Here is a 10,754-nt window from a genome sequence, read left to right as displayed (position 1 = left end):
TGCTGTCGGTGGAGTAGGCCTTTTCGGCGCTCATCTTGTAGCCGAAGCCGTTGGCGGTCATGAACGCGCTCATCTCGGCGCGGCCACCCAGCTCGTCGATGAACAGCTGGTCGAGCCAGGGCTTGTAGATCTTCAGGCTGGGGTTGGTGAGCAGGCCGTAGCGGTAGAAGCGCTCGATGTCGTTGCCCTTGTAGGTGCTGCCGTCGCCCCAGATGTGGACGTCGTCTTCCTTCATCGCGGCCACGAGCATGGTGCCGGTCACGGCGCGGCCCAGCGGCGTGGTGTTGAAGTAGGTCACGCCAGCCGTGCTGATGTGGAAGGCGCCACACTGCAGCGCGGCAATGCCCTCGTGCGCCAACTGGGTGCGGCAGTCGATCAGGCGCGCATTTTCCGCGCCGTACTGCATGGCCTTGCGCGGGATCTCGTCGTAGTCCGGCTCGTCGGGCTGGCCCAGGTTGGCGGTGTAGGCGTAGGGGATCGCGCCCTTTTGCTTCATCCACAACAGGGCGGCGGAGGTGTCCAGGCCGCCGGAAAAGGCGATGCCGACTTTCTGTTGGGTGGGCAGGTTTTGGAGAATGGTGGCCATGTGGTGGTGACTCGCTGATCAGCCGAAGTGGCAGATGTAGTGGTAGGGCTCGGTCACCCGAATGTCGAAGCTGCTGTTGCCGGGGATGGCAAATTGCTCACCGGGGCCGGACTTGAGCCAGGCGTCGGTGCCGGCCAGTTTGTATTCGCAGCCGCCGGCCACGCATTCCATGATCTCGGGCGCGCCGGTGTTGAAGGTGAGGGTGGCGGGCAGCACCACGCCGACCGATTTCTTCGTGCCGTCGGGGTAGGTGATGCCGTGGCTGACACATTTGCCGTCAAAGTACACGCTGGCCTGGGTGGTGACGGTCACGCCGTCGATGTGGGTGGTGGTCATGGGTGATGAAATGGGAAGGCGAAAACGTGGATTTTAGGTCCGATACCCCTGCGCCCCGGGGCGCGTGGTGGCGTTGCTGCGGTTCGTGGCGGTTCGGTGCGCTCAGCGTCTGCTGTGCCAGACTTCGGCGTCAAACCCCACGGTCACCCCATTGAACCACTGCACCACCGGGCGTTTGATCACGCTGGGCTGGGCCAGCATGAGCGCGCGGGCGCTGGTGGCATCCACCACGGCGGCGCGCGTGGCTTCGTCCAGCTTGCGCCAGGTGGTGCCCTTGCGGTTCACCAGGGGCTCCCAGCCCAAGGCCGCCAGCCATTGGTCCAGCGCGGCCTCGGGCACGCCTTGTTTTTTGAAATCGTGGAACTGGTGTTCCACGCCGTGTTCCGTCAGCCAGAGGCGGGCCTTTTTGACGGTGTCGCAGTTGGGGATGCCGTAGAGCGTGATCATGGCGCCGATTGTCCCCGATGAGCGGTTGCCCGAAAAAGCGACACAGCGGACGCCGCCACAGGCGATGGGACAATAGACCCATGCTCAACATTGACCTGCCCCACCACCCTCAAACCCTGCCCGAATGGCTGGCCCACTGCGAGCGCCTGCACCCCACCACCATCGATATGGGCCTGGAGCGTGTGCAGCGGGTGGCCCAGCGCATGGGTCTGGCCATGGGTTGCCCGGTGGTGACGGTGGCGGGCACCAACGGCAAGGGCTCCACCTGCGCCATGCTGGAAGCGGTCTACACCCAGTCGGGTTACCGCACCGGCGTGTACACCTCGCCGCACCTGGTGCATTTTGAAGAGCGCTGCCGCATTGCCGGCGAGCCGGTGCCCACGCAAGACCTGTTGCCTGCGTTTGCCGAGGTGGAAATCGCCCGCAAAGGGCAGGGCGCTGACCAGGAAGAGGTCAGCCTGAGCTATTTCGAATTCACCACCCTGGCCATTTTGCGCACCCTGTCGCGCAGTGGGCTGGATGTGGTGATTCTGGAAGTGGGTCTGGGTGGTCGGCTGGATGCCGTGAATATCATCGACACCGATTGCGCCGTCATCACCTGCATTGCGCTGGACCACATGGCCTTGCTGGGCAACACCCGCGAAGCCATTGGTTTTGAGAAGGCCGGCATCATGCGCACCGGCCGCCCCGTGGTGGTGAGCGACCCGGTGCCTCCACAAAGCGTGTTGGACCGTGCGCTGGAAGTGGGTGCTGACTTGTGGCGCCTGGGCAAAGACTTTCATTTCGCGGGTGACCAACAGCAATGGGGCTGGGCCATGCACCCATCGCACGGCGGTCGCCGTTACGCGGGTCTGGCTTACCCGGCGTTGCGCGGGGCCAACCAGTTGGTCAATGCCTCGGGTGTGTTGGCGGCGGTGGAAGCGCTGCGTTCCCGGCTGCCTGTGACGGCGCAAGCCGTGCGCAACGGGCTGGCGTTGGTGGAGCTGCCGGGGCGTTTTCAGATTGTGCCGGGCACCCCTACGCTGGTATTGGATGTGGCCCACAACCCCCATTCGGTGGCGGCGCTCACTGAAAATCTGGATGCCATGGGCTACTACCCCGCCACCCACGCCGTGTTGGGCGCCATGGCCGACAAAGACCTGGCCGCCATGCTGGAGCGTATTGCGCCGCTGGTGGACCATTGGCACCTGACCGACCTGCCGCTGGATCGCGCCATCAAGGCCGAAGCGCTGGCGCAACTGCTGAACAGCCTGCCGGGCACCGCACCGGGCGGCAAAAGCCGGGTGGCGGGCTGCCACGCCAACCCCGTGGATGCGTTGCGCGCTGCGGTGTTGGCGGCAGACCCCGCTGATAGAATCGTGGTCTTCGGTTCGTTCTTTACCGTGGGCGGCGTTTTGCAGGACGGCGTACCCCGAATGTCCGCCAAACACCTTGTTTCCTGAGACTGTCCGCGCCGGCCTTTGATGGCGTTCAGGTCTCTACAGCGAATGTTCAAATCCCGCTCAGGCTCCCGGGGCAACCCGGCGACACACCTGCCCCAAAGCATTGAGGCCGTGCGCCGTCGCGCACGCCACCGCCTGATCGGTGCTGCGGTGTTGGTGTTGTTGGGGGTGTTGGGTTTTCCCTTGCTATTTGACACCCAGCCGCGTCCGATTTCGATAGACATTCCCATTGAGATTCCGGCCAAAACCCCGGTTGTTCCCCTCAAAGCGGCCAAAACAATCCCACCCAGCAGCCCGGTGGCGCCCGTTGAATCCAGGCCTACGGCCTCGGTTGCCGACGCACGCGTGACCACCAGCGAGAGTCTGAGCGCCCGCGAAGAGGTGGTGCAAACCGTGCGTCCAATGGCTTCGCCAGCCAAGCTGGAGCCCAAACCCCAGACAAAACCCGAGCCGTTGACCAAGCCTGCAGCCCAGAAGTCCGACGCCGCTCAAACCGATACCCCCAAAACCAGCGCTTCTGAAGCCGCGCGCGCCCAAGCCCTGCTGGATGGCAAGCCCCCTGTCGTGTCCGAGCGCATCGTGGTGCAAGTGGGCGCCTTTGCCGACGCAGTCCGCGCCCGCGAAGTGCGCCTGACGCTGGAACGCGCCGGCCTGAAGACCTACACCCACGTGGCAGAAACCTCGGAGGGCAAGCGCATCCGGGTGCGTGTGGGCCCTTTTTCCTCTAGGGCCGAAGCGGACAAAGCGGCCGCGCGCGTGAAGGCGCTGGGCTTGCCCGCAGCCATCCTGACGCTGTGATGCGCGTTGCTGTCGATCGGGTCTGATGCCTATGCCATGGATCGATTGGGCCTTGCTGGCCGTGTTGTTCTTGTCGGCCTTGCTGGGTTTGTGGCGCGGGTTGGTGTACGAGGTCCTGTCTGTGGCGGGGTGGGTGGCGGCGTTTGTGCTGGCTCAGGCTTATGCCAGCGACGCAGCCGTCTGGCTGCCTTTGGGTGGTTTTTCTGCGCCACTGCAGCTTGCAGCCGGTTTTGCGGTGGTCTTTATTGCAACGGCCTTTGTGGGTGGTTTGGTGGCCTGGGCGGTCAAAAAATGGGTGGAATCTGTGGGCCTGAGGCCGGTGGACCGGGTGTTGGGCGGTGCTTTTGGGCTGGTGCGTGGTGCCGTGATCTTGCTGGGCGTGGCGGTGGTGGTGAGCATGACGCCGTTGCATCAGGAAGGCGGTTGGCAGGCGTCGCGTGGGGCGGGCGTGCTGTCGGCCACGCTGCACGAGGTCAAACCGTTGCTGCCCGAGCCGGTTGCCCGCTACTTGCCTTGAAGTGCGCTGCGGCGCCCTGAAATGTCAATCTTGTGACTTGCGCAAAACCGCCATGGCGTTGCTACAAAGCCTTGCCGTACCGGGTGTACTGTCTGCGGTTTTGCGTAAGTCCTGAATCTGTAGTTTTTTCGTTTTTCGTCAAGGATCAAACATGTGTGGAATCGTGGGCGTGGTCAGCCAGGCGCCGGTCAATCAACTGATATACGACGCGCTGCTGCTGTTGCAGCACCGTGGTCAGGACGCTGCAGGCATCGTCACCCAGCAAGGGCGCAAGTTTTTCATGCACAAAGCCAAGGGCATGGTGCGCGACGTGTTCCGTACCCGCAACATGCGGGCGCTGCCTGGCAACTGTGGTCTGGGCCAGGTGCGCTACCCCACCGCGGGCAACGCTTACAGCGAAGAAGAGGCACAGCCTTTTTACGTGAACGCGCCGTTTGGCTTGGTGCTGGTGCACAACGGCAACCTGACCAACGCCCAGGCGCTGAAAAAGGAGCTGTTCCAGACCGACCACCGCCATATCAACACCGACAGCGACTCCGAGGTGCTGCTCAACGTGCTGGCGCACGAGCTGGAAAAGGTTACGCGCGGCATCACCCTGAAGCCGGCCGATGTGTTTGCCGCTGTGCGCGGCGTGCACCAGCGTGTGCGCGGCTCTTATGCGGTGGTGGCTTTGATCGCTGGGCACGGATTGGTGGCGTTTCGCGATCCGTTTGGCATCCGTCCCCTGTGCGTGGGCCACAGCGATGCGGGCGTGATGGTGGCCAGCGAGTCGGTCACCCTGGAGGGCAATGGCTTTGAGCTGGACCGCGATGTGATGCCCGGCGAGGCGCTGTTTGTGGACCTGGACGGCAACATGCAATTTGAGCAGTGCGCCGAGACAACCAGCCACAACCCCTGCGTATTCGAGTACGTGTACCTGGCGCGGCCCGACTCGGTGCTGGACGGCATTTCTGTTTACCAGGCCCGTCTGAACATGGGTGAAACGCTGGCCAAGCGCGTGGTCTCCACCGTGCCGCCCAGTGAAATTGACGTGGTGATTCCGATCCCTGAGTCCTCGCGCCCCAGCGCGATGGAGTTGGCCCAGTTGCTGGGCCTGCCGTACCGCGAAGGTTTTGTGAAAAACCGCTATGTGGGCCGCACCTTCATCATGCCCGGGCAGGGCGTGCGCAAGAAGTCGGTGCGCCAGAAGCTCAACGTGATCGCCAGCGAATTCAAGGGCCGCAACGTGCTGCTGGTGGACGACTCCATTGTGCGCGGCACCACCAGCCGCGAGATCGTGCAAATGGCGCGCGACGCCGGTGCCCGCAAGGTCTATCTGGCCAGCGCCGCGCCGCCGGTGCGTTACCCCAACGTCTACGGCATCGACATGCCCACCTCCGACGAACTGGTGGCCCACAACCGCACGGTCGACGAGATCCGCATCAGCATCGGCTGCGACGCCCTGATTTACCAGGACGTGGATGCCATGAAGCAGGCCATCGCCTCGCTCAACCCCAAACTGGCCGGCTTTGACGCGTCGTGTTTTGACGGTGTGTACGTCACCGGCGACATCACGCTGGAAGACATTGCGCGCATGAACGCAGGCCGCGACCAGAGCGAAGAGGGCGAAGAAGACAGCTCGCGCCTGGCTTTGCCCAATGCCCAGACCGCTTGATCGGCGGCAACTTTTTCCGAACACAGCTTGACCATGAACACAGAACATCCGGCGCCTGAAGGCCTGCACCGCGATACGCTGGCCGTGCGCGCGGCGGTGGATCGCAGCCAGTACGGCGAAAACTCCGAAGCGCTGTACCTCACCAGCGGCTACGTGCAGCCCAGCGCCGAAGCCGCGGCCCGCCGTTTTGCCGGCGACGAAGAGGGCTTCACCTATGGCCGTTACGGCAACCCCACGGTGGCCAGTTTTGAGCAACGGCTGGCCGCGCTGGAGGGCGCCGAGGCCTGCATGTCCACCGCCTCCGGCATGTCGGCCATTTTGCTGATGTGCATGGGCCTGCTGAAAGCGGGCGACCATGTGATCTGCTCGCACTCCATGTTTGGCTCCACCATCAAGCTCATCGGCACCGACCTGGCCAAGTTCGGTGTCGAGTCCAGCTTCGTGTCGCAGACCGACGTGAAAGCCTGGAAGGCGGCGGTGCGGCCCAGCACCCGCCTGCTGTTTGCCGAAACGCCGACCAACCCGCTCACCGATGTGTGCGACATCCGCGCGCTGGCCGACGTGGCCCACAACGCCGGGGCTTTGCTGTGCGTGGACAACTGCTTCGCCACGCCTGCCCTGCAGCGCCCCATGGCGCTGGGTGCCGACATTGTCATGCACTCCGGCACCAAATACCTGGACGGTCAGGGCCGCGTCATGGCCGGCGCCCTGTGTGCCAGCCAGGCTTTGGTGAGCAAAAGCTTTTTGCCGATCATGAAAAGCGCCGGCATGACGCTGGCACCCTTCAACGCCTGGGTCGTGCTCAAGGGGCTGGAGACGCTGGATATCCGCATGCAGGCGCAGTCGGCCCGCGCGCTGGCGCTGGCGCAGTGGCTGCAGGCGCACCCAGCCGTGTCGCGCGTGCACTACCCCGGCCTGAGCAGCCACCCGCAGCACGAGCTGGCCATGGCCCAGCAATCGGGTTGCGGTGGTGCCGTGTTGTCCTTCGAAGTGAAGGCCGCCGATGCCGACCAGGGGCGCCAGCGTGCGTTCCATGTGCTGGACTCGATGCAGATGCTGTCGTTGTCCACCAACCTGGGCGACACCAAGACACTGGTGGCGCACCCGGCCAGCACCTCGCACGGCCGCCTCACCGAAGCGCAACGCCAGCTCGCCGGCGTGAGCCAGGGCCTGATCCGCGTGGCGGTGGGTCTGGAGCACATCACCGACATACAGACCGACCTGGACCGCGGCCTTTCCAGCATTTGACACAGCGCCCTCGCCCCGCCGCCGCTGCCACCGAACCGACCCATGACCACGCCCATTCGCACCCGTTTCGCCCCATCACCCACCGGCTTCATTCATCTGGGCAACATCCGCTCAGCCCTGTATCCCTGGGCCTTTGCCCGCGCCAATGGTGGCACCTTCATTCTGCGCATTGAAGACACCGACCTGGAACGTTCGTCGCAGGCTGCGGTGGACGTGATCATTGAAGGCATGAAGTGGCTGGGCCTGGACCACGACGAAGGCCCGTTCTACCAAATGCAGCGCATGGACCGCTACAAGGCGGTGCTGGCCGATATGGTCGCCGCAGGCCATGTGTACCCGTGCTACATGAGCATGGAAGCGCTGGACGCGCTGCGCGAGCGCCAAATGGCCGCCAAAGAAAAACCCCGTTACGACGGCACCTGGCGGCCGGAGTCCGGCAAGGTGCTGCCGCCGGTGCCCGAGGGCGTGAAGCCTGTGCTGCGTTTCAAGAACCCGCAAGGCGGCGTGGTGGCGTGGGACGACAAGGTCAAAGGGTTGATTGAAATCCGCAACGACGAGTTGGACGATCTGGTGATTGCTCGCCCAGACGGTACGCCCACCTACAACTTTTGTGTGGTGGTGGACGACATCGACATGGCCATCACCCATGTGATCCGCGGTGACGACCATGTGAACAACACCCCGCGCCAGATCAATATCTTCAAGGCGCTCGGCAAAGAGCCGCCGGTGTACGCCCACCTGCCCACCGTGCTCAATGAGTTGGGTGAAAAGATGAGCAAGCGCAATGGTGCCAAACCCGTCACGCAGTACCGCGACGAAGGCTACCTGCCCGATGCCATGGTGAACTACCTCGCCCGCCTGGGCTGGAGCCACGGCGACGACGAAATTTTCAGCCGCGCCCGGTTCCTTGAATGGTTCAACCTGGACCACCTGGGTCGCAGCGCAGCGCAGTTTGACGAAGCCAAGCTGCGCTGGGTCAATGCCCAGCACCTGAAGGCCATGGACGATACCGCCCTGGCCTCTCTGGTGGCCACGCAACTCGAGAAGCGTGGCATCGCCGTGGACGAGCGTCTGCCCCGCATTTGCGCGCTGTTCAAAGACCGTTGCGACACCACGGTGGCGCTGTCCAATTGGGCTGCGGCCTTTTACGCCGATATCACCCCCAGCCCCGAAGAGCGGGTGCAGCATGTGACCGATACCGTACGCCCAGCCTTGCTGGCGCTGGTGGAGAAGCTGGCCTCGTGTGCCTGGGAGCGTCCTGCGATTGCCGCAGCCATCAAAGAGGTGCTGGTCGCCCACGGCTTGAAAATGCCCCAACTGGCCATGCCGGTTCGCGTGCTGGTGATGGGCACAGCCCAGACGCCGTCGCTGGACGCTGTGCTTGAGCTGCAAAAAAAGCAAACAATTTTGGAAAGATTGCAAAAAGCCTGAAATTTGTCCTATAATTTGAGGCTTGCTGAGATGCACTTAGTAGTGAAAACTAAAAAGTGCAATTTGGCAAACCCTGTGGGGGTATAGCTCAGCTGGGAGAGCGCTTGCATGGCATGCAAGAGGTCAGCGGTTCGATCCCGCTTACCTCCACCAAAAATTTAGATCTGCAGAGTAAAGCCGATAAATATCGGTGCTACAATGCAAGGCTTAGTAAGTTCCAAGGTTTTGACCCTATCGTCTAGAGGCCTAGGACATCACCCTTTCACGGTGAGTACCGGGGTTCGAATCCCCGTAGGGTCGCCAAGTTTGTGGCACTTGGCCTGAAGCTGAAAAGCATCAGGCAAAAGCTGCACCACTGCGGAGTGGTAGTTCAGTTGGTTAGAATACCGGCCTGTCACGCCGGGGGTCGCGGGTTCGAGTCCCGTCCACTCCGCCAGTCAACACGAGGGTTAGCAGGTAAGTATCTGCTAACCCTTTTTGTTTTTCATGCTCTGAATACCCCTTGTCAAGGTCTGTTGCAAAGAAGCACTGTCTACGTGCTTTGAACTGGGATCGGTGTTCCATTCCGTCTCGTCAGTTGTTCACTAATCCCGGCTAATCCAAGCTTAAACGGCGCTTGTACCTGGCTCTCTGCATCGCAGCACAGCATCGGCGCATGCTCGAGGAGGGTACGGACTGGCCGCCGATGTCTTCGAGCTTTTTTCCACGAACTGTATTTGATGTCAGCCTAGACGGCTGCGGTGGCGCGCAATCTGAGCCAGCACCTGCACCGGCGCGGTGCCGCCCAGGGTGTTGCGGGCGTTCAGGCTACCGCGCAGGCTCAGACACTCGTACACGTCTTTTTCAATGCTGGCGTTGAAGCTTTGCAGTACGGCCAGTGGCAGCTCGGACAGGTCGCAGGCGTGGCTGGTGGCGGCCTTCACGGCGTGGGCCACGGTTTCGTGGGCGTCGCGGAAGGGCAGGCCTTTTTTCACCAGGTAGTCGGCGAGGTCGGTGGCGGTGGCGTAGCCCTTCTTGGCGGCTTCTTCCATGGCCACGGCGTTGACCGTGATGCCGCCTTCCTTGGTGCCGGTCGCCGGGTTCAGTTGGCCGCCCACCATCTCGGCAAAGATGCGCAGGGTGTCCTTGAGCGTGTCCACGGTGTCAAACAGCGGCTCCTTGTCTTCCTGATTGTCCTTGTTGTAGGCCAGGGGCTGGCCTTTCATGAGCGTGATCAGGCCCATCAGGTGGCCGACCACGCGGCCAGTCTTGCCGCGCGCGAGTTCGGGCACGTCGGGGTTTTTCTTCTGCGGCATGATGGACGAACCGGTGGTGAAGCGGTCGGCGATCTTCACGAAGTTGAAGTTCTGGCTCATCCACAAAATGAGTTCTTCGCTGAAGCGGCTGATGTGCACCATGCACAGGCTGGCGGCGGCGGTGAATTCGATCGCAAAGTCGCGGTCGCTCACGCCGTCCAGGCTGTTCTGGCACACCTGCGGTTGGCCTTGCGCGTCCACCATGCCCAGGCTCGCGGCCACGCGCTCGCGGTCCAGCGGGTAGGTGGTGCCGGCCAGCGCGGCGCTGCCCAGCGGCAGGCGGTTGGTGCGGCGGCGCACGTCGGCCATGCGCTCGGCGTCACGGGCAAACATTTCCACATAGGCCAGCAGGTGGTGGGCAAAGCTCACCGGCTGGGCCACCTGCAGGTGGGTGAAGCCCGGCATGATCACGTCCACGTTTTTCTCGGCCACGTCCACCAGCGCGGTTTGCAGCTCGGCCAGCAAATCTGCAATCAGATCAATCTCGCTGCGCAGCCACAGGCGCACGTCGGTGGCCACCTGGTCGTTGCGGCTGCGCCCGGTGTGCAGGCGCTTGCCGGCGTCGCCCACCAGCTGGGTCAGGCGGGCTTCAATGTTCAGGTGCACGTCTTCCAGGTCCAGCTTCCATTCAAAGCTGCCGGCTTCGATTTCGCTGCGAATCTGCGCCATGCCGCGCTCGATGGCGGCCCGGTCTTCGGTGCCGATGATGCCCTGAGCGGCCAGCATTTCGGCGTGTGCCAGGCTGCCGGTGATGTCGGCCAGCCAGAGGCGTTTGTCAAAGAACACGCTGGCGGTGTAGCGCTTGACCAACTCGCTCATGGGCTCCGAGAATAGGGCGGACCAGGCTTCAGATTTTTTGTCAAGTTGGTTGGTGGACATGGTGTTGCCAGCGGCTGAGTAAAGGGTTTGAACAGGGTGGTGGGTTGCCAGGGGCTGGGCAGTAGCCAGATTTGAAACGGGGGCATTTGCCATGCCGGTGGTATCCAGGCCCGCTCTGCGG

General features: G+C 63.0%; 10 protein-coding genes and 3 tRNA genes. 9 read left to right on the top strand and 4 right to left on the bottom strand.

The window, feature by feature from the left end; all coding sequences use genetic code 11:
* The 3 genes from Q7J58_RS07710 to Q7J58_RS07700 all read right to left on the bottom strand — a co-directional run.
* A partial coding sequence (locus Q7J58_RS07710) for an argininosuccinate synthase domain-containing protein (protein ID WP_304825733.1) occupies nucleotides 1–586 on the bottom strand: 586 nt, incomplete at its 3' end.
* Nucleotides 587–604: 18 nt separating this feature from the next.
* Nucleotides 605–922, bottom strand: a complete 318-nt coding sequence (locus tag Q7J58_RS07705; protein WP_304825730.1) for a pyrimidine/purine nucleoside phosphorylase — start codon at nucleotides 920–922, stop codon at nucleotides 605–607.
* 102 nt (nucleotides 923–1,024) lie between these two features.
* On the bottom strand, nucleotides 1,025–1,369 hold the full coding sequence (locus Q7J58_RS07700) for an ArsC family reductase (protein WP_304825727.1): 345 nt from the start codon (nucleotides 1,367–1,369) through the stop codon (nucleotides 1,025–1,027).
* Nucleotides 1,370–1,449: 80 nt separating this feature from the next.
* Between Q7J58_RS07700 and folC the strand changes: the two genes are divergently transcribed.
* From folC to Q7J58_RS07655, 9 genes are all read left to right on the top strand, one after another.
* Nucleotides 1,450–2,811: a bifunctional tetrahydrofolate synthase/dihydrofolate synthase gene (gene folC / locus Q7J58_RS07695; RefSeq protein WP_304825724.1), complete on the top strand. Its 1,362-nt coding sequence runs from the start codon at nucleotides 1,450–1,452 to the stop codon at nucleotides 2,809–2,811.
* Between the two features lie 45 nt (nucleotides 2,812–2,856).
* Complete coding sequence (locus Q7J58_RS07690; RefSeq protein WP_304825718.1) at nucleotides 2,857–3,609, top strand: SPOR domain-containing protein; 753 nt, start codon at nucleotides 2,857–2,859, stop codon at nucleotides 3,607–3,609.
* Between the two features lie 31 nt (nucleotides 3,610–3,640).
* Nucleotides 3,641–4,126, top strand: a complete 486-nt coding sequence (locus tag Q7J58_RS07685; protein ID WP_304825715.1) for a CvpA family protein — start codon at nucleotides 3,641–3,643, stop codon at nucleotides 4,124–4,126.
* Nucleotides 4,127–4,277: 151 nt separating this feature from the next.
* Entirely contained in the window at nucleotides 4,278–5,780 is a 1,503-nt protein-coding gene (purF, locus tag Q7J58_RS07680) for an amidophosphoribosyltransferase (RefSeq protein WP_304825713.1), read from the top strand.
* A 33-nt stretch (nucleotides 5,781–5,813) separates the two neighbouring features.
* A complete protein-coding gene (locus Q7J58_RS07675; protein ID WP_304825710.1) occupies nucleotides 5,814–7,028 on the top strand; it encodes an O-succinylhomoserine sulfhydrylase in 1,215 nt (404 codons plus the stop codon).
* Between the two features lie 42 nt (nucleotides 7,029–7,070).
* Complete coding sequence (gene gltX, locus Q7J58_RS07670) at nucleotides 7,071–8,459, top strand: glutamate--tRNA ligase (RefSeq protein WP_304825707.1); 1,389 nt, start codon at nucleotides 7,071–7,073, stop codon at nucleotides 8,457–8,459.
* Nucleotides 8,460–8,536: 77 nt separating this feature from the next.
* Nucleotides 8,537–8,612, top strand: a tRNA-Ala gene (locus tag Q7J58_RS07665).
* Nucleotides 8,613–8,686: 74 nt separating this feature from the next.
* Nucleotides 8,687–8,762, top strand: a tRNA-Glu gene (locus tag Q7J58_RS07660).
* A 56-nt stretch (nucleotides 8,763–8,818) separates the two neighbouring features.
* Nucleotides 8,819–8,895: transfer RNA gene (locus Q7J58_RS07655), tRNA-Asp, on the top strand.
* A 286-nt stretch (nucleotides 8,896–9,181) separates the two neighbouring features.
* Here the strand turns inward: Q7J58_RS07655 and argH are convergent.
* The gene (gene argH / locus Q7J58_RS07650; RefSeq protein ID WP_304825705.1) at nucleotides 9,182–10,633 is read right to left on the bottom strand and encodes an argininosuccinate lyase; all 1,452 of its coding nucleotides are present in this window, start codon (nucleotides 10,631–10,633) and stop codon (nucleotides 9,182–9,184) included.
* Between the last annotated feature and the right edge of the window lie 121 nt (nucleotides 10,634–10,754).

Origin of the sequence: Hydrogenophaga sp. (assembly GCF_030656115.1) — a bacterium.
Taxonomy (GTDB): Bacteria; Pseudomonadota; Gammaproteobacteria; order Burkholderiales; family Burkholderiaceae_C; genus Hydrogenophaga.
Note: the sequence above shows the minus strand (reverse complement) of the source record. Positions and strands in the feature narration are given on the sequence as shown.

Bases quoted from the DNA above. Each gene is read 5' to 3' on its own strand.
- purF (WP_304825713.1), top strand. From the start codon at position 4,278: ATGTGTGGAATCGTGGGCGTGGTCAGCCAGGCGCCGGTCAATCAACTG.
- gltX (WP_304825707.1), top strand. From the start codon at position 7,071: ATGACCACGCCCATTCGCACCCGTTTCGCCCCATCACCCACCGGCTTC.
- Q7J58_RS07690 (WP_304825718.1), top strand. From the start codon at position 2,857: ATGTTCAAATCCCGCTCAGGCTCCCGGGGCAACCCGGCGACACACCTG.
- Q7J58_RS07675 (WP_304825710.1), top strand. From the start codon at position 5,814: ATGAACACAGAACATCCGGCGCCTGAAGGCCTGCACCGCGATACGCTG.
- argH (WP_304825705.1), bottom strand. From the start codon at position 10,633: ATGTCCACCAACCAACTTGACAAAAAATCTGAAGCCTGGTCCGCCCTA.
- Q7J58_RS07685 (WP_304825715.1), top strand. From the start codon at position 3,641: ATGCCATGGATCGATTGGGCCTTGCTGGCCGTGTTGTTCTTGTCGGCC.
- folC (WP_304825724.1), top strand. From the start codon at position 1,450: ATGCTCAACATTGACCTGCCCCACCACCCTCAAACCCTGCCCGAATGG.
- Q7J58_RS07700 (WP_304825727.1), bottom strand. From the start codon at position 1,369: ATGATCACGCTCTACGGCATCCCCAACTGCGACACCGTCAAAAAGGCC.
- Q7J58_RS07705 (WP_304825730.1), bottom strand. From the start codon at position 922: ATGACCACCACCCACATCGACGGCGTGACCGTCACCACCCAGGCCAGC.